The organism is Fructilactobacillus sp. X2R1C3, assembly GCF_059901425.1.
On record NZ_JBWXUW010000004.1, the window covers coordinates 1 to 23,534 of the forward strand.

General features: G+C 40.3%; 17 protein-coding genes. 9 read left to right on the top strand and 8 right to left on the bottom strand.

The window, feature by feature from the left end:
- Window positions 1-482: 482 nt before the first annotated feature.
- Window positions 483-1,022: a hypothetical protein gene (locus AC6UDD_RS05090; protein ID WP_500719309.1), complete on the bottom strand. Its 540-nt coding sequence runs from the start codon at window positions 1,020-1,022 to the stop codon at window positions 483-485.
- Between the two features lie 142 nt (window positions 1,023-1,164).
- Between AC6UDD_RS05090 and AC6UDD_RS05095 the strand changes: the two genes are divergently transcribed.
- Complete coding sequence (locus AC6UDD_RS05095) at window positions 1,165-2,346, top strand: thiolase family protein (protein WP_500719312.1); 1,182 nt, start codon at window positions 1,165-1,167, stop codon at window positions 2,344-2,346.
- A 58-nt stretch (window positions 2,347-2,404) separates the two neighbouring features.
- Here the strand turns inward: AC6UDD_RS05095 and brnQ are convergent, their stop codons facing one another.
- Entirely contained in the window at window positions 2,405-3,757 is a 1,353-nt protein-coding gene (brnQ, locus tag AC6UDD_RS05100) for a branched-chain amino acid transport system II carrier protein (RefSeq protein ID WP_500719315.1), read from the bottom strand.
- Between the two features lie 144 nt (window positions 3,758-3,901).
- On the opposite strand from brnQ, the gene AC6UDD_RS05105 reads away from it, so the two are divergent.
- The 4 genes from AC6UDD_RS05105 (at window position 3,902) to AC6UDD_RS05120 (ending at window position 6,556) form a co-directional block, all read left to right on the top strand.
- On the top strand, window positions 3,902-4,435 hold the full coding sequence (locus AC6UDD_RS05105) for a GNAT family N-acetyltransferase (RefSeq protein ID WP_500694276.1): 534 nt from the start codon (window positions 3,902-3,904) through the stop codon (window positions 4,433-4,435).
- 55 nt (window positions 4,436-4,490) lie between these two features.
- A complete protein-coding gene (locus AC6UDD_RS05110) occupies window positions 4,491-4,631 on the top strand; it encodes a hypothetical protein (protein ID WP_500719317.1) in 141 nt (46 codons plus the stop codon).
- A gap of 125 nt (window positions 4,632-4,756) precedes the next feature.
- Window positions 4,757-5,302 (top strand): hypothetical protein, encoded by a 546-nt coding sequence (locus tag AC6UDD_RS05115; RefSeq protein ID WP_500719320.1) that lies wholly within the window; start codon window positions 4,757-4,759, stop codon window positions 5,300-5,302.
- A gap of 723 nt (window positions 5,303-6,025) precedes the next feature.
- Window positions 6,026-6,556, top strand: a complete 531-nt coding sequence (locus AC6UDD_RS05120; protein WP_500719323.1) for a hypothetical protein — start codon at window positions 6,026-6,028, stop codon at window positions 6,554-6,556.
- Between the two features lie 657 nt (window positions 6,557-7,213).
- Here the strand turns inward: AC6UDD_RS05120 and AC6UDD_RS05125 are convergent.
- Window positions 7,214-9,361, bottom strand: coding sequence for a glycoside hydrolase domain-containing protein (locus tag AC6UDD_RS05125; protein ID WP_500719326.1), 2,148 nt, complete (start codon window positions 9,359-9,361; stop codon window positions 7,214-7,216).
- A 289-nt stretch (window positions 9,362-9,650) separates the two neighbouring features.
- Between AC6UDD_RS05125 and AC6UDD_RS05130 the strand changes: the two genes are divergently transcribed.
- The gene (locus AC6UDD_RS05130; RefSeq protein WP_500694272.1) at window positions 9,651-9,968 is read left to right on the top strand and encodes a helix-turn-helix domain-containing protein; all 318 of its coding nucleotides are present in this window, start codon (window positions 9,651-9,653) and stop codon (window positions 9,966-9,968) included.
- Window positions 9,949-10,359: an ImmA/IrrE family metallo-endopeptidase gene (locus AC6UDD_RS05135; RefSeq protein ID WP_500719329.1), complete on the top strand. Its 411-nt coding sequence runs from the start codon at window positions 9,949-9,951 to the stop codon at window positions 10,357-10,359. The genes AC6UDD_RS05130 and AC6UDD_RS05135 overlap by 20 nt, the downstream gene beginning before the upstream one ends.
- A gap of 54 nt (window positions 10,360-10,413) precedes the next feature.
- Here AC6UDD_RS05135 and AC6UDD_RS05140 read toward each other — a convergent pair whose 3' ends face one another.
- Window positions 10,414-12,108 carry an oleate hydratase gene (locus AC6UDD_RS05140; RefSeq protein WP_500719331.1) on the bottom strand — a complete coding sequence of 565 codons (1,695 nt, stop codon included), beginning with the start codon at window positions 12,106-12,108 and terminating at the stop codon, window positions 10,414-10,416.
- A 240-nt stretch (window positions 12,109-12,348) separates the two neighbouring features.
- Between AC6UDD_RS05140 and AC6UDD_RS05145 the strand changes: the two genes are divergently transcribed.
- Window positions 12,349-12,582 (top strand): hypothetical protein, encoded by a 234-nt coding sequence (locus AC6UDD_RS05145; protein ID WP_500719333.1) that lies wholly within the window; start codon window positions 12,349-12,351, stop codon window positions 12,580-12,582.
- A gap of 105 nt (window positions 12,583-12,687) precedes the next feature.
- On the top strand, window positions 12,688-13,824 hold the full coding sequence (gene recA, locus AC6UDD_RS05150) for a recombinase RecA (RefSeq protein ID WP_500719335.1): 1,137 nt from the start codon (window positions 12,688-12,690) through the stop codon (window positions 13,822-13,824).
- A gap of 61 nt (window positions 13,825-13,885) precedes the next feature.
- Here the strand turns inward: recA and AC6UDD_RS05155 are convergent, their stop codons facing one another.
- The 4 genes from AC6UDD_RS05155 to AC6UDD_RS05170 form a co-directional block, all read right to left on the bottom strand.
- Complete coding sequence (locus tag AC6UDD_RS05155; RefSeq protein WP_500719337.1) at window positions 13,886-15,244, bottom strand: cytosine permease; 1,359 nt, start codon at window positions 15,242-15,244, stop codon at window positions 13,886-13,888.
- Between the two features lie 272 nt (window positions 15,245-15,516).
- Complete coding sequence (gene addA / locus AC6UDD_RS05160; protein ID WP_500719339.1) at window positions 15,517-19,242, bottom strand: helicase-exonuclease AddAB subunit AddA; 3,726 nt, start codon at window positions 19,240-19,242, stop codon at window positions 15,517-15,519.
- Window positions 19,229-22,813 (bottom strand): PD-(D/E)XK nuclease family protein, encoded by a 3,585-nt coding sequence (locus AC6UDD_RS05165; RefSeq protein ID WP_500719341.1) that lies wholly within the window; start codon window positions 22,811-22,813, stop codon window positions 19,229-19,231. The genes addA and AC6UDD_RS05165 overlap by 14 nt, the downstream gene beginning before the upstream one ends.
- The gene (locus tag AC6UDD_RS05170) at window positions 22,813-23,388 is read right to left on the bottom strand and encodes an NAD(P)H-binding protein (RefSeq protein ID WP_500719343.1); all 576 of its coding nucleotides are present in this window, start codon (window positions 23,386-23,388) and stop codon (window positions 22,813-22,815) included. The genes AC6UDD_RS05165 and AC6UDD_RS05170 overlap by 1 nt, the downstream gene beginning before the upstream one ends.
- Window positions 23,389-23,534 lie beyond the last annotated feature (146 nt).

Sequence of the window (23,534 nt, forward strand, 5' to 3'; positions counted from 1 at the left end):
TTATTTGTTGTTATTCTTTTTCAAAAGAATTAAAAAGCGAATTGACTTCGCAAATGTTTAATTTTAAGTTCTACAACTTAAAATTACCTTACACTTGTAATCAAAATCTTGTTCAGTTTTCAAAGATCTACCCTGATTTGTTGTCGTTTAGCTCTTCCTTAACGCAACATGTATGACTATACTACATTGCATTTTCAATGTCAACAGATAAACTCAATTATTTTAAATTTATTTGTTTAAACATCACATCTGAATAACCCAGACAACAAAGACTATTATACAACGCTCATAATGAAGATGCAAGAGAAATGATTAAAATAATTAATTCAGTTCATAATCAGTGACTAATTGATTATTATCAAATCACTTTGTCTCCCTCACTGAGCATTTACTACTATACATGCGTTCAAATCATTTGTCAACACTTTTGGTCAAAAAAGGTCAAACTTTTTTTATTTTCAGTTTTTAACAAATAACTTGGCCTACTTCTTCTTCGAATACAAGTCAATTCCATCTTGTGGGTGTTGTCTTAGATAGCGCGTCGTAAAAGCATCCACTGCACTTTTGTCCTCTAAATCAACGTCAGCATCTTCCATCGCACTAACCAATTTCTTATAAAACGCATCAAAATTAGAATCGTACATTGAACGTAATGCTTTACTATTATTTTCTACCCATTTATTCAAACTAGGACCATTACTAATAATTCCGTGATCATCTAAATAAGAAAATAAATGGATTAAGGCAAACGGAATTAGTTGAAACAACGAGTCCGTCTTTTCATCACTATCTAGCATCAAGGTAAAACGATTAAACATTACGTTAGTAACCAAATCGACGTTCCAGTCCTTAGGCTGAACTCCCAACCCAACAATCGCAATTTCAGCAAAACTATCAATGATGGTATCAATCTCGTCAATCTCATCCTGCGTTTTTTCTGAAACATCAGGTTCATCATCAATATCATCTAACCAACGATCGATCATTTCCCCTACCTGTTGTACTTCTTCATCCTTATCCATGACTTCATCTCCTAAATCTAATCTTATTCTTCACTTTATTATAGTAGAAACCCGATCTTAACATTAACTTTTGCACTTTAAAAAAAGTTAAGCAAAAACATGTATAATTATCAACGAATCATGTCAAAGGAGCATCGAATCTATGAATGACAATATCGTAATTGTAAGCGCAAAGAGGACTCCGATTGGTAAAATCAACGGCACCCTTGCTAGCCTGACTTCGGTTGATCTTGGAACCATTGCCGCCAAAGCAACCATCAAAGACGCGGGCATTGATCCAAAACAAATCGACCAAGTCATCTTTGGAAACGTAATTCAAGCGGGCGGTGGACAAAACGTCGCCAGACAAATTGAGTTAAACGCCGGCATTTCTGACACAGCCACTGCCGCCACCATTAACCAAGTTTGTGGTTCCGGTATGAAAGCGGTCCGACTGGGACAATCCGCCATCCAAATGGGTGATGCTGACATTGTCCTTGTCGGGGGAACCGAAAGCATGTCGAACGCACCTTACCTAAATATGAACGAAAGAAAGGGCCACAAGTTTGGACCGATCACTCTAGAGGATAGCATTCAAAAGGACGGACTAAACGACGCCTGGAGTGGAAAACCAATGGGAATGACCGCCGAAAACGTTGCCGACCAGTTCAACATTTCAAGAAGGGATCAGGACGCTTTTGCCCTTCAGTCCCATCGAAAAGCCAGTAAAGCTCAACAAAATGGTTACTTTAATGAAGAAATGATCCCAATTGAAATTCAAAATCGCCACGGAAACACCTTGGTTGATAAGGATGAGGGCGTTCGTTTTGACACCTCGATGGAACAATTAAAAAAATTAAAACCATCCTTTAAAGAAAACGGCACGGTGACAGCCGGAAACGCTGCCAGCCTAAATGATGGGGCCTCTGCAATCCTATTAATGAAGCAAAGCAAGGCCAACGAACTTGGTCTAACCCCGCTGGCGGTCCTAGATGACTACGCCGAAGCCGGATGTGACCCTAAAATCATGGGATATGCCCCCTACTACGCCGTTAATAAACTACTGGATAAGACAGGTCGACAAATCAGGGACTTTGATTTATTTGAACTAAACGAAGCCTTTGCCTCTCAAAGTTTAGCGGTAGCGCGTGACCTCCATCTTCCCGATAACAAGCTTAACATTACCGGTGGTGCCGTCTCAATGGGTCATCCTCTCGGAGATTCCGGCTCTAGAATCCTCATCACCTTAATTAACAACCTCAAACGAACTGGTCAGACTAAAGGTCTTGCCACCCTCTGTATCGGTGGTGGAATGGGAATGGCGATGACCGTTCACACATTATAATGAAGAAACAAAAAAGATCTCAGTAGTTAGATTCATTTCTAACTACTGGGGTCTTTATTTATCCTTGCTTCAATTGTTTTCTGGTCTTTTTCACCGAAAGAATCAATCCAATCGCAAATCCAATCAGTGCGAACAAAACCCATCCCATTCCGTACTGCGCTAGTGGCAAAAGGTCATTAATTTTAAATAACCACGCTAATTCTGGTACGTGTGTCAATTCGGGAATGGTGGTAATCCCACTTAAAAAGGCCGGAATGGCGATGAACCAGATTGTCATCTGATAAACAATCTTAGAGTTTTTAAGTAATGGTTTAATTAACGAAATCAAAATCAGACAGATGGAAAACGGATAAACAATCATCAAGAATGGCATGATAAACTTAATCATTTCAGTCAGCCCCAGCGTTGCCAAAAGTGTCGACATCACCACCGCAAAAATCAGAACGGGAAGGTACTTAAGCTTCGGGAAGACATCAGACATCGTGTCCGCAAAGGCACTACTCATCGCAATCGCCGTCTTAAGGCAGGCCACAATCACAATTAGTGCCAACAAAATGTTCCCATAACCACCAAAGTAGTGCGTCGCAATCTGAACTAAAGCAATGCCACCATTCGCTGACGGCCGAAAATCACCCAGACTACTAGCGCCCATGTAACTTAATAGAACGTAGACGACTGCCATCATCAATCCACCAATCAAGCCGGCCTTTCCGATGCTAACGGCTAACTGCTTGGGGCTTTTAGCTCCTAGTCCACGCACGGTTTCCACAATCACGATTCCAAAAGCAATCGATCCGGCCCCGTCAAGCGTGTTGTATCCCTCAACAAAACCCGAAAGGAGCGGAGAGTGACCATATTCACCCATTGGATGATAGAAATGTGGCGACCCCATTGGTTTAACAATCGACATGACGATGATGACTGCCAGTAGAATCAAAAACAACGGGGTTAAAAATTTTCCGATGTATTCCAGTAAGCGCCCTTGATTATACGAGAGTAAAAAAACGGCAATGAAGAAAATTAAAATAAATCCGATTAAGCCTAACTGCTGACGACCAGAACTAAGAAATGGTGCAATTCCAATCTGAAATGAAGTGGCTGCCAAACGAGGAATGGCCAAAAGTGGTCCCATTATAAAAGAAATTAAAATCGTAAAGACGTACGCAAACGACTTGCTGACATTTGAAGAAATTTCAAAGGCTCCGGAACTGTCGGTGACCCCTAACGCAATGATCCCTAGGATGGGAAGACCAACTCCAGTTAAAACAAACCCAAGCGTTGCCCACCAAACGTTGCCACCAGCCATCTGTCCCATATTAACAGGAAAGATCAAATTGCCAGCGCCAAAGAAGATTCCAAACAACATTATCCCGACGTAAATAATCTGTCTTACACTTAATTTCTTTTCCAAGTTTTTCCCAACTTTCCTAAATTACTGTTCAATGCATTTTACCAGAAAAAAAGCCGGCGCCCTAATTAATTTGGTGGTTGAAAAACCACATGAGCTTCACTATAATTATTTATCGTCTGATAATAAAAGTAAGGAAGTGTTATTATGTCTACTATTTACGTAAGAAAAGCTACCGAAGCTGACTTAAACGATATCTACACTATCATCAAAAACGCCAAAAAGTTTCTGGGAGAACAAGGTATCGACCAGTGGCAAAGCGATTATCCAAGTGAAGAAGATTTAGCCAGAGACGTTAAATTTGGCATCTCATACGTCTTAGACGTTGACGGAAAAGTTGCTGGAACCGCAACCCTGCACTTAGGAATCGACCCCGATTACTTACACCTTGAGGGTGGCGAGTGGGAAAACGGTGATCAAGGTCACTACTCCGCCATTCACCGCATCGCCGTCTCAAATGACTATCGTGGTCAGGGACTAGCATCCAAATTCATCAGTGGTCTCTTCACCATCTCAGCCTTTCGTGGTTTTAAAGACGTCAGAATCGACACTCATCCCGATAACAAGGGAATGCAGCACGTCATTCTCTCAAATGGTTTCACTAAACGTGGTATCATTTACGCAAACGGTAAAAAGAGTCATGGAACAAAACGTTTCGCTTACCAAATCGAACTAAAATAATAATTAGGAAGTGGCCAAATTGGGCGACACAGCGGTATTAATCAAATTAATCATAATGGCAACGTTCGGATTGATCGTAATTTTGGGTTGCATGGGATGGACCTATCACAAGAACCACAAATTAACGTCAAAACGTTTTTTGGCATTATCGGTGTTGGCAATTTGTTTCATTATCATCCTAATTATTCTGGCATAAAAAGAGGCTCAACCTATGATATTTATGGGTTGGGCCTTTTGTTTTGGATTCTTTAAACATCAATTTGTGTAAACATTGAAACTTTACTACACTTAACACCATTAATTTAGTTAAGGAGAATTTTAATGAAACACAAAAAGACAATCGTATTCGTCGTTATTATCGTATTAATAATTGGGATTGGATTTATCGTGTATTCAAATTCAGGTCATAATGAAACATATAATAGGACGAAACAAGTAGAGCAAACAAAGGATAAAAAAACAAGCAATAGCAAGGATAGCTCTGAAAACTCACCACAGACATCATCTACAACAGATAGTCAAAGTAATATGAGTTCAGACACTCCCTCTAGTTCCAATGACAACTCATCCTCTTCTACTAATGAGGCTCAATCTACACATTCCTCTAACAACTCTGATCAAAGAAACAATCAACAAAATCAGTCCAATCAAGCGCAAAATAATGTAGTCAACAATCCTGAACAAGCTATTAATGTCCTAAAAAATGGCTTAGGTTTTGGTGACGATATGGAATACGAATCTTTACCAACTGATGGGTCTTACTATGATATCCAATTGGTAATTAAATCCTACAGAGATCAAGGTGGATCTGGAACTGCAGGAACTTATCGTGTTAAGAAAAATGGAACATATGAAGAAATTCAATAAACGTTCTTATAAATGAAGAAAAGTAATATTTCGATGTTATCCTCTCTTTACATGTCAAATACCTTCTACTGGCTGATGCTATTGTTACTTCAAGCATACTAGTGCTAACATAATTAAGGCAACCTACTCAGTTTAATAGAAAAGCCCTAATGAACACTTTTACTGGAGGAATTATTTTGCAATCATATTTTCAATTAGGTTATTATCTGCTGGCTAAATTATTCTTTTTTTGTATGCTTATAGTAATTATCTATGAAATTGTTGCCTATGAGCGTTCCAGACATTATTTAAGAAAAAGGGAAGAAATATTTAACAATATCTCTTCCCTAATATACATTTTGATTCTTTTTCTATATTTTGCCTCTAACAATATCATTGGACATACTTTAACTGATAATTATATGTGGAACAAAACATTAACAGATCGCTGGAATTATTTAATCGGGAACCCTAGTGGACTAATTATGCTAATGTCATACGTAATTATTCTGACTAGTATTGTTTTGTACATGACAATTAAACGCTGGAACATTTACAATAATGGGAACCAACAACCAAAATTAATTAAGCAACTGAAACAATCATTTTTTAAACATATTAACTATATCTATATATTAATTATATTTACTTGCATAATTTCATTTATTAATGTTGCATTAGGAATAATCTACCATTTTGTATTTTACTAATAAGGTAATATCATAATTGTGAGGAGGAAGATAAATGTCTGAAAAACCGGACTACATCAAAGACTACCAAGAATATTTACATAAATACCACATTATGTCACGCTTATTGTTACCATCCATTATATTGGTAATCATTACCTTCACTTTGGGATTCATTCTCCTTAATATGCATGCAAACAAATTCATCCTTTGGATCATGGGGACAATCGATGGAATTACATTCTCGCTATTTATTACCGCACTAGGAACTACAATAAGATTAATGATAGAAAAATATAAGATTAAGCATATGCGACCTTCAAGGTTAAAACATTATTATTGTTTATGGGTCATTATTTTATTTCTGTGTTTTGGAATTTTTGTTTTCATTGGATCAATTGAAATACTATTACTTTCAAACAATTTATGGGAGGCATATGAATCTCCAATGCTGCCAACGTTTTTAATTTGCTCTGGATTTTTATTATATTATATTTCTAAAAGCATTTTAAAATATCGGAAAAAGAAATATTCAAAAGAACTTACTGAGGGAATTAAAAAGTTTAAACAAAGTAAGCTGCCTTAATAGATGATTTTCTTTATTAACATAATCATAATAAGAAAAGTCAGAATTAGGTCACACAATTCAGCTTGATAAAAAAGCATTAATGAACATTCTTATTGGAGGAATTCTTTTGCAATTTACCTTACCAATCATCTACTATGTATTTTCTAATATAATATATTTTTGTTTAATTATACCTGTAATATATTTATGTATCGCGTATGAACGCTCTAGAAAACATTTAGAAAAAGAAAATAAAAATTATAAAAGTGTTTCTTCAATTTCATATATATTAATATTAATTGCATACTTCTTTATTAATAACATTACAGTAAATACCTTCGATAAAAAAGATTTGTGGAAAATAACCTTAAACGATCGTTGGGACCTTTTATTAGGAAATACAACTTATTTTCTTGTATTAATGATATGCTCAACATTGTTCATCTCGTTTATCTTATATTTAACCATTCATAAATTAAAACACTTTAATTATATGAGTAACACAGATAACGAATTTAAAAATCTAAAACAACACTTTTTCAAGCATGTTAACTTTATCTACTATTTAGTGATAGTTGCTTGCGCTTTATCGTTTATAAATATTATTTGTGGAATAATTTATCATTTTATATTTTATTAAAAAGGACATCCCATTAAAATGAGATGTCCTTAACTTTATACTGCTTCCATCGCAGTATAAAGTAATCTAAAGACTGTTCCTAATCTCTCCCCTAACAAATCAAGTGATGCATTTCTTTCATCGACACTCATATTAGAGACCTCCTTAATTGCCCCACTAAGTGGAACTATACTTTCCATTAATCCTGTGGCTACTTCTTTCTTATGTGAACTAAAGTATTGCAAAACTTTTTCTGAAACTTCTACAGCTGCACCCAAGACACTAGTTGGAATATTAAAAGGTTTAATTGTCATATCAAAGTTAACAGCAAAACTTCCAGAAATGTTTTTATCCTTTAATTCAAATACATTAAAAGTTGCTGAAACTCCTACCTTTCCATCACTTGTTAAGCTAGCTTGAATAGTTAATTGGCCATCATTAATTTTATCAAGAAACATCGTTTTCATTAATTGATTAAATACAACTCCAGAAATTGAAGCAGACAAGCCATATTCTTTAGAAAACCAGCCAGTAAAATCACTTGAAATCTTACCATTCTTAATTGAAAAAATCCCAGAACTATTTACATGTTGAACATTCTCAGATGCACTAACTTTCACATTGATCCAATCCTCATCAAATTCTAAAATGGGTTGATTAAACTGAATTGATGAATTATCCAACAAGAATCTAACAGCATTTAATGGAGAAGTTAAACCACCAGTAGAGAATTCTTTTTCTCCGTGATCTCTCCCGGATGAAGCAACTTGATCAATATCTAAATGACCTAGTGAATATTCAGTAAACTGGTCAAAAGCCCAATTTTTACTCATCGGATAACCAAGATTTCCACTGTATCCTGACGACATATCTGAAACAAAACAATACTTAGCAAGTCCTGAACTAATCATGTGAGTAGAAACATTTCTCGTTCCATAAACTCCAATATTATAGTAAGACATTGCATCAGATATTCCCTCAAAATATTGTTTAACTGTTCCATCAATATCTCCGGATTGAATATCAGTATCAACTGCAAAATAAATAGTCGTTCCTTTAGGAAATCCAAGTTGTTTAGCAGCTTTAGAAGCTGTTAAAGCATCTTTAAATCCCTGATTATACTTAAAATATGAAATCTCATCCCCACCATCTTGATAAATAGGGAAAACACTCATACCTCCATTTTTGATTGTTTCTAATTCAGCTGTCGTCAGATTTTTATCACGTTTTTTAGAGCCAGCTCCTACACTACCCGTTAAATATCTTCCAACAATGCTAAAGCCATAACGTTTTAATAGGTTCACATCCGAAGAATTTAATTGAGTAGCAGTATCGGCCGTATCTGAGTCACGGTTAGTATTTCCGTTACTCGTTAATAATCCCTTAATGACAGTCAAGTCTGCAGTACTGGTGAAAGGTGGCAGATTCATAAATTTACGAAACTTAACAACACTACTAGCAATTGAACTATCAAAATTATCATCAACATCACGATTAAACATAAAACCATTAACTAAAAGTCCATACTGAATAATTCTAACAATCAAGCCACTCGCACCTTGATTCACAGTGGGTGTTCGTGCAATTGTTCCGGGTCCATATACACCATTAGCAGTGCTTGGAGACATCCCTTCAGATGATTGCAATGCGTAAATTAATGCGGTATTCGTATTCCGATCATAAATACCATCAGTAGGAACCAAACCAATATCATCACCAAAAAAATTCAGAAAATGATTATTCAAATATTGTTGCATCCCTCGTACACCATCAGTTCCATCATCAATGATAGTGAAAGCACTCATGTCGAATAATGCTCCCATTAAAATGACCGTCATCGAACCACTTTTTAATCCAGCATCATTACGTAATTTATTTACTGCATTCTGTGTATCTTTGGTATATTTCTCATCAAACGCATTCGGGCTAATTCCCTTACACCAGAAGGCACCTTGAATTAACTTCGCAATCTTGCCCTTGTAACCGACCTTCAACTGATCGACCATTCCACTTAGTGCTTTCTTGGTTTTATCACCAAAACCACTACCAAGTGGACTAATCCCTAGTTCATGCTGAAGTCCCATTCTTAAAGCATAAATTGTTGGCCAACCTGTCTTTCCATTTTCCTTGACCTTATCAAATCCTGAAACATTACCGTATTCTTGGTTCAACCACTTTTGAACGCTTAAAACTTGTTCATCCATAATTATTTCCTCCTAAAATTTTCTTTATAAAATTTAAGAGCTAGCGCTAACTCGCACGTAAACACATCAAAATCAATTTGCAATCATGTAGAATAATCATTGAATCTTATAGACAAAAGTTCTACAATGATGGTAAAGAAAATCAGCTGAAATAATCTAAACCGACCTCTCTTCGAGGTTGTTGCTTGATTTCTCATCTGTTTACGGGAACAATCATATATCCATTATTTCTACATGTCAACAATTTCATAGATTAATTTTCTATGTAAATAACTAAAAGGAGTCAAAAATGTCGATCTACCAACGTGTTAAAGAACTTGCTAAAAATAAAAATATTTCCATTCGTGAACTAGAACATCAACTTGGGTTCTCCAACGGAACCATGCAAAAGTGGGACCAAACCGCTAATTCGCAAAAACTCAAAAAGGTTGCCAACTACTTCAACGTCTCCGTTGACTATCTCTTAGGAAACTCAACCGGCAACTCGGCCGACTTAGATGACCTCTCAACGATCATGATGTTTGGGGGCAAACCCATCCCAGAAGAAGACCGTGAAACAGTCGTGGAAATCTTAAGGAAACTTCGAAATGCACGAAATCATCAATAGTCTTTTTAACTATGCGTTAGATAATGACATTGCCGTTGTATACACGGACAAACTCCATCAAAATACCCAATCCTTTGCGGACGTCCGCTCCCATTCAATTGTGATTAATGCCAACTGGCAACCACGAAAACAACTTCCGTTTATCATTGCGCACGAGATTAGCCACGTCCTGCAGTGCGATCAAGATGACGCCATTCTCAGTTTTACCACTCTGATGAATCCCAAGTACGAACGAAAGGCCAACGTGAATGCCGTTAGGCTTCTAGTTCCTTTATACGCTGACAACAAGGAAATTGACCAGATTAACCTAGAGGAATTCATGGATTTATTTGCCATCCCGGATTCACTACGTGACGTGTGTTTTACTGAAATTAAAGACTATGTTGATTGAAACATCAAAAAAGCTCAACTTCATTTCGAAGTTGAGCTTTTCATTTACGCTCATCTATTCAAATAATTTCTTAGCGGCCTTGGCCAAAATTTTCGGATTCTTATCAAATCGTGGGTTGTCAACGAGTTTTGACATTGGAACACCAGCAAAGTGGTAAGCAGCCACTTCACCGGAACGAACGGCACTTTGTTCGGTGAAGACCATTTGGTAAGGTTGTTCAACAAACTCACCGGTGAAGGCTAGGTTCGTTGAATGGTCAGGGATGACCTTGGGACGGTCAATCTTAGCACGGTTGTTAAACAATGCCGAAGCGTATGGCATGTATACCGGAACCGAGTTAACAATTGAATCCATGATTTCTTTTTCTTTATCACGAATGTTTACGGGACCCGGGTCGACCTTTGAAAGTTGCCCGATCAACTCCTGAACCATTTCTTTTCCAGTCATCTTGATGTACTGCTTGTCAACGAATTCACCGCGACGATATGGATACAAGAAGTATCCCCAAAGAACGGTTTCGTTTGGTTTTTGGTCGGTGAAATGAGGCTGATGATGAACCACAATCGACATTCTCACGTCTTTTTGACCTAACGGAGTGATTGGACTCGTTGATAGGAAGGAATTCAAAGCATTCCCAGGTAGTTGAGTAGTAATACGGGTGATTTCGTTTAAGAAAGTGTGATCCTTAGTGGTTACGGTAAAACTACTCCAACCACTAGCATTCCGGTCGGCGAAGAACTTGTCCGGATTACCTAAGTTGTAGAAGTGATTGGTGGCTTTCTTCCATAAACTTGAGGCAGCTCCATAATCGGTGTTCTCCCCTGATGGGGTGTTGAAGTCTCCGAGAGTGGCAGAATCGGTGATGGAACCATTGGTGAAGAAGACCGCGGTCTCGTCATCAACGTCGACGTGTTCTTTTTGGCCAGTGTCAACGTTCTCCATTTCTAGACCCTTAACGGTGATTTCTTCGTTCATTGGGGTTTCTTTGAAGTCCCAATCATTAACTCGACGGTTCAAGACGAACGTTACGCCTTGTTTCTTCAAGTAATTAATTAATGGTAGCATCAAACTTTCGTACTGATTATATCGAGTTCGGTTAACCCCCACGAGCGTGTTAATTTGGGTAAATTCATAAATCATTTGGTGCATGTAACGGCGGAGTTCTTGAGCTGAACTCTGGGTACGAAAGGCAAAGGTCGTCTCCCACATGTACCAGAAGTTAGTTTGAAACATGTGGGGATCGTCCTTGAAGTAGTCAGCAATGGAGATGTTATCAAGTTCAGTCTCCTTGTCGTCTGGCATCATGATTAACTTCGTAAGTAGGAGCCGGTCCTTGTTGTTAAAACCCATTTTAGCGGAGTTAATGATTCCCTTTTCGCCTTCCATCAAACGCGCCTTGTCGTAAGTCCGGTGTTTAGAGTCAAAGTCACGCGTGTCCTCTGCGGCAGTCATTCCCTCTTCGGTGGCTGACGGAACCCGACTTAGGAGATCCATTAAATCAACGTAGGTCCGGTAATTCAACATTCTTCCCCCACGAGCGACAAAACCAGTCTGGTCGGACGTTTCGTGATTGCGATTCCAGTATTCATTACCGGTCACATCAGTTTTGGCACCATCATTTGCGCCATGGTCATCCAACGAATAGAAAGTGATGTCCTTTCCGTCCCAGTGGCCTTCTTGAATCAAGTAAACGGCGGCGGCCATGTTGGAAATGCCGGCACCAATCATAATTGCTTTTTTCTTAGTCATATTAAACCTCCTAGATTTAAATACGTAGTAAGCACTGGTCTCTATGTTAGCAGTTTCACATATGCTTATATTTATATTATAACGTACCCAAAAGTTGGAATGTAACTTCTCAATTTGATTTAATAATTTATTTAATTAATGTTCTGACATCAACCATTAAGCAACTCACACGTCAGCCCGCTAATAGATAATTGAGGTCATAATCTGGTACAATATAGTAGAAGAAAGGTGGTAATTACTATGCCAGAAACAGTATTTTTCAACCCCGGCGACTCACTTGGAAACTTTCACGATTACAATGATGCGGTTCGTTCCGCTCAACTCTACCGTGATAAGCAAGTGGAAGCCAAAAACGTCGTAGTAGTTCATGGAAAAGACAAAAAATCATTCGATATTTTCCTTTCGGATAACGCACAATCAGACAATCCAGATAACGATCAAACTTCACCATATTACATCAATAAACGAATCTAATTAATTGATTTGATTTAATTGGAAATTGCGTAATTATTAGTGTACAATTGATTATATTAAATAACCAAACGTACGTTCGCAATTATGTAAAAGGAAAGGAATTTTATGGCAAATTCTAAAAACAGTGTCGACGGGCGTCAAATTGAGCTCGATAAAGCACTCAGCAAAATCAAAAAAGAATTTGGAACTGGCGCTATCATGCGGATGGGCGAATCCCCTAACCAAAACGTTGATTCCATTTCAACCGGCATTTTATCCTTAGATATCGCGCTTGGTATTGGGGGTTTCCCTCGTGGCCGAGTCGTTGAAATCTTCGGTGCCGAATCATCTGGTAAAACCACGATTGCCCTTCAGACCGTTGCTGCCCTCCAACAAGCTGGCGGAACGGCCGCATACATCGATGCCGAAAACGCGATGGATCCAGAATACGCTCACAGCCTGGGAGTTAACATTGATAACCTTTTGTTATCTCAACCAGGAACCGGTGAAGAAGGACTACAAATTGCCGATGCACTGGTACAATCTGGTGCCATCGACTTAATCGTTGTCGACTCAGTGGCCGCCTTAGTTCCAAAGTCTGAAATTGAGGGTGACATTGGTGATTCTCACGTTGGTTTACAAGCTCGTCTAATGTCACAGGCACTTAGAAAACTAGCTTCCAGTATCAACAAGACCAATACTGTCGTTATCTTCATTAACCAACTAAGAGAAAAAGTTGGTGTGATGTTCGGTAACCCAGAAACAACTCCTGGTGGTCGGGCCCTTAAGTTCTACTCAAGTGTGCGACTTCGTGTTAGTTCTGGTAAGCAATCAAAGGAAGGTCAAGACGTCGTTGGTCGAGAAACCAAAATTAAAGTCGTAAAGAACAAGGTGGCTCCCCCATTCAAGACCGTCGATACTTTGATGAGTTTTGGAAAGGGTATTGAACCAATTGCTGACATGGTCAACTTAGCCGTTGACAAAGACATCGTCGACAAATCTGGATCATGGTACTCTTACGGTGAGGAACGACTGGGACAAGGCCTAAACAAGACCGTGGCCAATCTGCGTGACAAACCTGAGATGGTCGAAGAAATCAAGAACAAGGTCAGAGAAGCCTATGGCATCGCTAATGATGAAGAATCAAAGGACGATGACAGTGACAAGGATGCAAAATCCAAATCAACTGACGATAAGGCCCCTACTAAGAAAACAACTAAAGCAAGTTCCAAAAAAGATAGCGAAACTAAATTAGATGTTTAGTTAAAAGGAAAAGCATCAAATCATTATGTAATGATTTGATGCTTTTTTGTTTGTTATTAAATTAAGCTTTTCGCATTAACTTACTACCAACGTAGTAAATAATGGCAATCACAATCATAGAAATGAAAGTGGCTCCAACCGTCGCCTTAATAATTGGCAACATGTTTAACGCAATGTACAATACCACCCCGATGGCGATACATAACATCGCAAACCAGTTAATTCCATTTTTGTACCAATATTTTCCTGCGGGAGTTTCTAAGGCTTTTAAATCGTATTTCCCATCTGACAACCCAAAGTAATCAACCACCAAGATGGCAATGATTGGACCAAGGAACATCCCCGTATAGTTTAGAAATGCGGTAAAGGCATCGAGGAAACTACCGTTAATCAAGGGAACCAGTGTCAAAATCATGGACAAGATGGTAACGATGAACAGCGATTTATTCAAACTAATCTTAGGAATCAGATTATTTAGAGCGGATCCACCAGACTGAATGTTGACGGCGTTGGCGGTCATACTGGTCAAGACAATGACAACCATCGCAATAACCCCTAGTCCCAATTTATTAGCAACCGTACTAGGATCGGAGTTATTAGGATTAAAGACCCCGGACGTCAAAGCAACACTCAGCGTCGTGCACAGACCGATGATGACGAAACTGACCATCCCAAGGATGGCACCGACGTATGGAGCCTGGGTGGCAATGCGTTTACTGGAAGTGAACCGGGTAAAGTCAGCTCCACCAACTACCCAGCCAAGGGCAGCTGCGGCAATTGTATCGAGGGCGACCCCAAATGGCATCCGGGCTTTCATTGGAACCTGATACTTGGCAATCTGTGAAAACGAAACATCACGAAAGACCACGATGACTTCGATAATCACAAAAATAATTACCAAAATCACTCCAATTCGTTCGATAATTTGAACGGACTTGGGACCAGCGATGATACTAAGTAAGTGCAGAATGCTCATGATGATAATTCCAACAATAATCCCAAAGTAGCCGCCGGGTTGACCAAACAACGCCCAGCCAAACATACTGTGGAACAGATACGCAAGGGACGTGGCGGCGATAAACGTGTTAACGGCCGTCCACCCCATAAAGAGCGTCAGGTTAATGACTGATGGCACGATACTTCCTCGAATTCCAAAGGGAGCTCTGGACAAGATCGTGGTCGATGCCCCAGTTTGATATCCCATGTAGCCTACCATGCTCAAAAACGCGAAGGCAATTGCCGAAGCAATGACGGCGGAACTAATCCCGCCAAAGAAACCAGCGGCGGCAATCACGCCACCAATGAACCAAGTTCCGTTGTTAGCGTTCGCTCCGAACCACGTGGCAAACATATCCCAATAGTTCATGTCTCGTTCGGAAATTGGGATTGACTCAAATGCATATTTCTTATTTCGCTCCATTTTATCCTCCAATTATTAACGACTGGTTTGGTTTACTGTCTGATGGTCGTATTTGCAACTTATTTCAAGTATACCACTGAAAGAATCCTTCACAACGAATAATTCGAACTCCTCCTCAATTACGAAAATTCTAAATTACATTAGGTAAATCATTGAGTTATCACAAATTTTATCATTCGCTTTTCTTTGAATCAATTAAGTTGGCTAGCTAACATTGTTCGTTTTTTAGGAAAATAAAAACGTCAATCACTTTTGACTGACGTTCTTATTATTTACTTTTTAGCTCTAACTCGTTGCAAAGTATTATTTGATAGTAGGTATAAATATTCGTCTTTAACCGGATTGCCTAAGATATCAGATAAAGCAATCCCATAGATATTTACCTGACCACGATACTGGTCAATGATCTTCTCGACACTCACATCTGGCTTCTTTGGATTAACGAAATCGGTCTTGTAATCAAACAGAACGGGTCCATCGTCTAAATCAAGATAACCATCAATAATTCCGTGGACCAACAACTTTTGTTCCGAATCGTTTTCAAATTCAGAGAAGATTTGGTCGGCTGAAACCAGTAGTGAAAACGGAACTTCCCGATGAAGTTGATCGGGATGAGCCTTAATCAGTTTGCCTAGGTCACTTCGATAAAACTCGACAACTGAGTCAACGTTGACCTTTTTACCAACTTCTGGAGTGATTAACTTATCATTAACCAACTGCGCCAGAAGTTCTGAAACCGTCTCGTAATTAACCGGTTCTTTGACGTTAATCTTCTGCAAAATCAAATGCGTTGCCGTTCCAATTTCCATCGAGTTGGGTTGTCCGACCGATTGCATGAACTGCGGCTGCATAAACGTTGAGTTATTGTATCGCGTTCGCCTTAAAATCATGTTGCGACTCTCGGCGACACTTCCCAGCTGAATGTTATCCGGATCATCAAACAATCGTTTGATTTCCGAGACGGACTGATAGGCCGTGGTGGTAGTGGCTGCTTTGTATGGATATTTGAACCCCATAATCTGCTTAATTTGTGATTGATCAATTTGATCAGCTGGAAATTCCTGTTCCTCTGTGGCCGACTTTGTTTCGGTCGTCCCAGGTTGCTTCAAATCCTTCGCCGTCACAAATTCGACCTTAAAGTTCGTCGGATCCTTCGCCAAAACGTGAGTGGCATCAACTTTTCCACGGTCCTGATAGTAGTTCGGGTGACGAACAAGGGCCGCCCCAATCCAGTCCATAAAGTTATTCGCACTACTTCTCGTGGACTGGTTTAAGACTAGGTCTGAACTCTGATAGGCGCGTTCCCACTTCTTGGTCTCATCTTCGACCGACTTTTTGTTCTTAACAATCCCAGTGATGTAGAGTTGCTGCTCAGCCCGCGTCAGCGCAACGTACAACTGCCGCATCTCTTCAGCTAGCATACTGTTGTACTCTAAATCATTAATGGCCACGTACTGCAAACTGGGCAAAAGTTCATGCTTTTTTTGGTCTAAGTATTTAACCCCAATTCCCAATTTATTATTGAAAATGTAGTTTCCCCGGCTGTCAGAGTTATTGAACTGTTTGGTAGCGTCCATCAAAAAGACCACCGGAAATTCTAGTCCTTTACTACCGTGAATCGTCATGACGTGAACCGAGTCAGTCTCAACTTCTGCAGGAGCCTCCGCTAAATCGTCGTCCTTGTCCTGCAGTCGTTTCACAAACTGCACGAAGGCAAACAAACCCTTAAAACTACTCTTTTCGTATTCAGCGGCTCGTTCATACAAAGCGTGCAGGTTAGCCTGGCGCTTCTTTCCGGCTGGCATCCCACCAACGTAGTCCAAGAAACCAGTCACACTGTAAATGTGCCAGATCAAGTCTGAAAGCTCATGTTTTGTCGCAAAGTCCTTAAAATCATTCAGTTGATCCAAGAACAACTGCACTTTTTTGGAAACCAAGTTACCAAATTCGGTTGGTTCCTGTGTCGGATAGTTGTGGTAGAAATCAAGAAGCGACGTGAAATAGTCACCGGTCTTGTGGTTGATTCGCAGATAAGCCATCTCATTTTCATCCATTCCCACGATTGGCGAACGCAGGACCGCCGCGAGCGGAATATCTTGATAGGGATTATCAATAATCTGTAAGAGTGACATCATAATCTGAACTTCAGTGGTCTTGAAGTAGCTCTCGCCACCATCAATTGAGAGTGGGATCTGTTTTTGGGCAAATTCTTTGGAAATATCTAAATTGTTCTTCCGGGTTGGTTCCAAGATGGCAATATCACCGTAACGAATGTCACGCATCTCGTGCGTGGTCTTGTCGTAGATTTGCATCTTCTTTTTAATTAGGTCCTGGATTTGATCGGCCACCATTTTCATCTGACCTTCAGAACTATTGTCTGGTTCAAGGGTCAGATCGTCGTCATCATGGTCTGAATCATCAACGTACATCATGATATTGGCGTTTGATTGCACGTCGTCACCGTAGTAAGTGGCTCCATATTTCAACTTGGCGTTGCCGGTATAGTTCATTTCACCAAGACCCCGATCCATGATCTGAGAAAAGACTAGGTTAGTAAAGTCATCGACGTTTTTGGCCGAACGAAAATTATCGGCCAAGACCACCGCCGTATCTTGATTATCGGATTCTTGATAATTATCGAGTTTTTCTAGAAACATCCCCGGGTCAGCCAACCGGAAACGATAAATCGACTGCTTCACGTCGCCCACCATGAACATGTTCTCGTGTTTCGGATTCTTCATGGCGTTTAAAATGGCGTCTTGCAGTCGGTTATTATCCTGATACTCATCAACCATGATTTCATTAAAGTAGTTCTGAAACTGATATTGAATTTCATGACTGTCCTTGCCTTTCCCAGTTAAAATGTTTAACGCAAAGTGCTCAATATCAATAAATTCGTAGGCGTGCTTTTGTTTTTTGACCTCAGCATAGCGCGTCGAAAATGTCTTAACGACGTCCACTAACTTGTTAACGATGGTTTCAGAATGATGAATCACATCTAAATTGTCAGCCTGCTTGGCAAAAAAGTAACGATTAGTAAGGTTCTTTTTGATCGTATCATCAGCATTTTTACGCAGTTCCATGGCTCGTTTCTTGAATTCTTTTTGAGAATCATCCACCTTTTTCCGAGACATGGTTCCCAGTTTAAAATCATGAAATACATCATAGAGGGCATCCCAGTCCGCTGTTTTCAACCGATCGTAAGTCTGATTCAACTTTTTAATGTCGGATTCAACCAAATCGGCCCGATCAGACATGGCACCGTTTAAAAATTCCTGACGGGACTGTTCAAGCAAACTAATGGCCTGCTTCATTTTGTTTTGAAGTTCTGGGAGGAGGTACTTCTGGTAAAACGCACTCTGAGTGATACTACCGTCCATCTGATACAAGCCTGAAAGCTTATCTAACCACGCTACTGGATCTCGATCAACGTTTGCGAAATCATAAAGTCCCAAAACCACGTCGGTTAAACCGTCGTCACCCCGATCACTTGAAAAATTGCGGGTTAATCTGGCAAATGACCCATCCTCATCGTCTCCATACAGGTCTTCGCGCACGTCTTCCCAGACGGAATCCCGTAGCATCTCTAGCTCCGTTCGATCGGCCAAAATCCGAAAGTTGGGATCTAGGTCAATGGCATAGTAGTACTTCTGGACCAACCACTGACAAAAAGCATCCATCGTTGAAATGTGGGCCACTGACAACTTCCGAATTTGCTTGACCAAGTTTCGTTTTTGCGCATTGTCACTGGTCTGATTAATTTGATCCTGGAGACCCTTTTTAATGCGGTCCTGCATCTCCTTAGCGGCGGCCTTAGTGAACGTCACAATCAACAGATGATCGACGTCAACGCCGTGTTCGACCTTATTTAGGACTCGTTGAACCAGCACCCGCGTCTTTCCCGAACCAGCCGAGGCCGACACTAGCGCATTTCCCGGAAACTTTTCCGTAATGGCTTTTTCTTGTTCGGGGGTAAAATTCATACTATTGTTCGCCATTATCACGTGCCTCCTTTCTTAAGAAGTCAATCACGTCCTTGTTGTTCCCCATGTCTTTCACAATTCGATAGTTGTTTTCAGTTAATAATGGGTCAAACTGCATAACCGGTTTATAGGGAGAATAAATAATCTTGGATTGGTCTTTATACTGAGACGGTTCCAACTGAATGTTTCCGGCAAAAATCTGCTTACCGGCATTCTTAATCCGATCCTCAGTTCGCTTCAGTAAGAGGTCCAAGTCACGTGGTTCAACAATACTGGTCTTGACCGCATTACTGTATAAATCACCCTTGCTAGTAAACTGATAGGGATAAATATTACCGGCATCGTCAACGTTATTGACCATGTCTTTCAACATGCCGTCGTTATTAACCAAAAGGCCCGTGTACTTATGAGCTTTCATCAACGCGGCTTCCAACTGCTTCGGATCATCGAAATTCTTAACATCTTGCGGCTTCAAAATCGGGTCAAAGATGTGCATGTAAAGTGCTCCCGCTAACTTCACCTTGTCAGTAGTAGACAGCTTGTCCTGATTTCGCAGCACCGCATCAAGGTAGGTCATCATCTGCATTCGAGTTCCGTCATACGCTTCCGATAAATCAATCTTCTTTTCACCAGATTTATAGTCAACCACTCCCAGATACTCGGTCCCATCAATGAACATCTGGTCAATCCGGTCAATTCGACCCCGTACGTTCACCGAGTGTTGACTACCTAAATCAAAGTTCAATCCGTCAATGCCATTCGGTTTTCCTGGTTCACCAAAGATGACCTCGGTGTTTTTTGGCCGCATCTTGGTGTAATGGGACTGGTCTCTAAGTGCCGTCGCCATCTGGATCACGGTTTGGACTAATTGCCTAGCAATGTACTCCATCCGGTTGGAACTCTTCAGGATTTCGTACTGCAGGTTCGGATCGTTTTCAATAATGGTGTCTGTGATTTCAGTTACCATGTTTTTAATCTGTTCGTTGGTTAATTTAGTAATGCCAATGTGTTCGGCATTAATCTTCTTGACCAGCTCATCAAGGGACTCGTGGTAGAACGTCCCCGTACTACTGGGGTCAAGGTTAAACTCGTCTCGTTCTCTTAGTCGTAGTCCATACTTCAAAAAATATTCGTACGGATCGTAGTAGAATTCTTCTAGCTTAGAAATGGAGGTATTAATCGTGTTCCCGTACAGCCCCGTGACAATTTGTGGCTTCAAAGAAGCTGGCACGTTCTCATACGTCAGACTGCCAAGTAACTTCTGCGTGATGGTCCGCATCGTTGGGTCATTTTCAAGGTTCGCTTTAATCTGATTCCACGCTGGACTCAATTTTTTACCACTAACCTTCGCATCGAGTGCGGCCTTGACCAAGAATTTCAGGGTGGCACGCTTGGAACCAATGAACTGCCGAACATCATTAGAATCCGATGCTGGTGTTCCACTTACATGTTGCTCCTTTAGGTTAAAGTGATCCCTAATTCTGGAAACGTACGGTGAGATGGACTGAGTCACGTCTTCCTTTCCGCCACCCAAGTTGTACGAAAAGACCAGTTTATCGGATGGGGTCATGAAGGCTAAATAATTTAAGTAGGGTTCGTTGACCATCTGGGTCTCACTGTTGTCATTTAAATACTGATCATCAGTAAAGTGCTCATTCATCTGGTCACGATCAGCGTCGTTAAAAAGACTATTGTTTTCAATGGTGGCCGGCATGCTATTGTCGTCAGCCCCCATTACAAAGGTCACTTTTTTATCGTTCAATTGGACTAGTCCTGTTTCAGAAATAGTGACCTGATCTAAGGTTGATGGAATCTGGGAGTATGACGCTCCCTCAAAACCAGCCTTTAAGAGGTCCAGGAAGGTGTCCATTTCAAAGGAATGGTCACCCAGAAAAGTCACAAAATTGTCTAGTAAACCACACAGTGTGTTCCAAACTTGTTCAGACTGACCAGCTTCCTGTAGGTCACCCCGTTCGGTGGCATGATCCTGCCAGTGTTTTAGTTCATTAATTACACCATTTTCATCCAAAAATTGGTACAGCAGGTTGGCAGCGTCTTTTCCCGTCTTGGCTTGCGCCATTTTCTTATAAAATGGTGGTAACGTCTCTTTTACAAAGTGGCGAATGACGTTGATGTCAGCGGAGATTTCCTTATTTCGATTTGACACAATCCCCGTATCGTTGTCAGAAACGGTGGCGTACTCCCAGTCTTGGTCCTGAGTCCAGCGTTTCCCCTCGTAGCCATTCTTTAGGACTAAATTTTCACACAACGAAAGACAACGACGGTAACGATCAATGTTCATCGGTTTTCCGTCTTTATCCTTTGGCAACAGTAATTCTGATTTTAGTAATCGCATCACATCGTCGTAGCGGTAATTCCGTTTCCGATCGGTGCGATAGATGGAAAATAACGCGTCAATTAGTTCCACTAAGGGATGATTGTCCATGTGTTTCTGAATGTCCACGAAATACGGAATTTGTTGCATCTGAAAAATGGGATCAATGACGTTTTGATACTTGTCCAAATGTCTGGTAACCACCATGAAATCAGAATAACGAAAGCGTCCCGTGGCAACCATCTGACGAATCATGGTCGCAATGTTCATCAACTCGTCGTAATTTGAATCAGCCCGAAAAAGTTCGAGGTCCGAGTTACCAGTCGTGTTCGGCGAAATGGGTGTTCCTACCTGACTACTTGAAATCCAGTAGTCCTCTAGTTCCTTGATGCCGTCATTACAACGGCAATCGCCCGCGTACTGATCGGTCATGATTTTGACACCACTTGCCTTAGCGTACTGGTACAACTGATTGTACAGTCTTCCCGAACGCAAAAAGAAGGCCGAGTTATCGGGCATTTCATTTGGATACGAACGGTCCAAGTTGAGGTCAATCGTGATGTCTTTGGCCTTATCAATCAACGTTTTGACGATGTCTAGTTCCGAAGCGGAAAATTGCGAGAAACCACTGATGTAAAAATGCATCTGGGACAGGTCGGTGTTCAGCAGATACTGGTTTAACATTGTTAAAGTCTGTGAGCTGTAGACATATTTTCCGTCCGTTTTTTTCAAGAATTCGCGATAAATCACACTAATATCTTTCAGTTTTCCCTGCAATTCGGGATTAATCGTTCCAGGATCAAGACCAGCAATCTTATCCAAGGTATCGGGGTCAATCTTGCCCTGCTGCAGTTCGTTAATCTGATCAGCCACCTGCGAAATAAAGCCTGGTTGAGCACCCTCGCCCTTAAATACGGATAATTGTTCTTGTTGATTTTCAATAATCTGGAAAATTATCATGTTGATGGCATCTTTTGAAAGCCGGGGTAGTTGATACCCCTTACTGTTGCCGAGAAAATACCACATCAATCGCGAAAAGGAAAAGACCTGGACCCGTGTCTCAGCAAACGTGCTCTGCTGCTTATGATTCAATTGTTTCAGCGTCCCTAGTTCGGACTCAAACTTGATGTGATTCGGTACCAAATAAAAATAAGCATCGTGTGGATGCTGCTGCATGGACTTATCAAGATTTCCGACCACTTTTTTAAAATGGTCGTTACTGGCTTTGCCAAGGACAAATTGTAGTGCCATTATGCTTTCCTTTCTGAACGCTCCTCAATGAGGGCTTGTGACTGATTGATAAATTTCTCGTTCACGATTGCGTCAATCACGAAATGAGCAACCGTTTCGTGGGAAACGTCTCCAACTGGAACGGGCTTTCCCTCATCAATCGTGTAACCATCGTTGTGTTTGGTATTAACTACGTTAACCAGGCGAAAAACGGTGTAGGGAATTTCCGATTCATCAATTACTTTTACGGCGTACTGCTGCTGCTTTAAAAATTCGGAAACATCGTCAACACCGGGATAATCCAGCTTTCCGTCAACTTCTTTGTCAATGCCCGCTACCGAAAGAAAAATGACTCGTTCAAGTTGAAGGCGATGCGAATAAATCACGGAAAACAACGCTTCCATGTCCAAATCAACGTCCATCGGTCCCAAAAAAGAAACCACGATATCAACATCCTTTAAATGCCCCTGATAAGTTTGTTCCTTAGTAAAATTGCCCGCGGTAATCTCAAAAACCTGAAATTTATTACTTCGATTAAAGTAGTTAAAGACCATTTGTTCGGCCGGAGTATTTCCTAATAATAAAATCTTCTTCATCTCTAAAACTCCATTCATACTCTAATTCTAACAAACATGTCAACGGACGTTAATGCACGATTTTTGCCCTGTAATTAGGATCGTTCGTGATTTGACACATTTTAACTTTGTGTTATCCTATTATCGTAATTCGTTTTTGAAAAACC

Excerpts from the sequence above, each read along its gene's own strand:
- AC6UDD_RS05120 (WP_500719323.1), top strand. The coding sequence starts at position 6,026 with ATGTCTGAAAAACCGGACTACATCAAAGACTACCAAGAATATTTACAT.
- AC6UDD_RS05095 (WP_500719312.1), top strand. The coding sequence starts at position 1,165 with ATGAATGACAATATCGTAATTGTAAGCGCAAAGAGGACTCCGATTGGT.
- AC6UDD_RS05125 (WP_500719326.1), bottom strand. The coding sequence starts at position 9,361 with ATGGATGAACAAGTTTTAAGCGTTCAAAAGTGGTTGAACCAAGAATAC.
- AC6UDD_RS05165 (WP_500719341.1), bottom strand. The coding sequence starts at position 22,813 with ATGGCACTACAATTTGTCCTTGGCAAAGCCAGTAACGACCATTTTAAA.
- AC6UDD_RS05135 (WP_500719329.1), top strand. The coding sequence starts at position 9,949 with ATGCACGAAATCATCAATAGTCTTTTTAACTATGCGTTAGATAATGAC.
- AC6UDD_RS05155 (WP_500719337.1), bottom strand. The coding sequence starts at position 15,244 with ATGGAGCGAAATAAGAAATATGCATTTGAGTCAATCCCAATTTCCGAA.
- addA (WP_500719339.1), bottom strand. The coding sequence starts at position 19,242 with ATGGCGAACAATAGTATGAATTTTACCCCCGAACAAGAAAAAGCCATT.
- AC6UDD_RS05170 (WP_500719343.1), bottom strand. The coding sequence starts at position 23,388 with ATGAAGAAGATTTTATTATTAGGAAATACTCCGGCCGAACAAATGGTC.
- recA (WP_500719335.1), top strand. The coding sequence starts at position 12,688 with ATGGCAAATTCTAAAAACAGTGTCGACGGGCGTCAAATTGAGCTCGAT.
- AC6UDD_RS05115 (WP_500719320.1), top strand. The coding sequence starts at position 4,757 with ATGAAACACAAAAAGACAATCGTATTCGTCGTTATTATCGTATTAATA.
- AC6UDD_RS05145 (WP_500719333.1), top strand. The coding sequence starts at position 12,349 with ATGCCAGAAACAGTATTTTTCAACCCCGGCGACTCACTTGGAAACTTT.
- AC6UDD_RS05130 (WP_500694272.1), top strand. The coding sequence starts at position 9,651 with ATGTCGATCTACCAACGTGTTAAAGAACTTGCTAAAAATAAAAATATT.
- AC6UDD_RS05105 (WP_500694276.1), top strand. The coding sequence starts at position 3,902 with ATGTCTACTATTTACGTAAGAAAAGCTACCGAAGCTGACTTAAACGAT.
- AC6UDD_RS05110 (WP_500719317.1), top strand. The coding sequence starts at position 4,491 with ATGGCAACGTTCGGATTGATCGTAATTTTGGGTTGCATGGGATGGACC.
- AC6UDD_RS05140 (WP_500719331.1), bottom strand. The coding sequence starts at position 12,108 with ATGACTAAGAAAAAAGCAATTATGATTGGTGCCGGCATTTCCAACATG.
- AC6UDD_RS05090 (WP_500719309.1), bottom strand. The coding sequence starts at position 1,022 with ATGGATAAGGATGAAGAAGTACAACAGGTAGGGGAAATGATCGATCGT.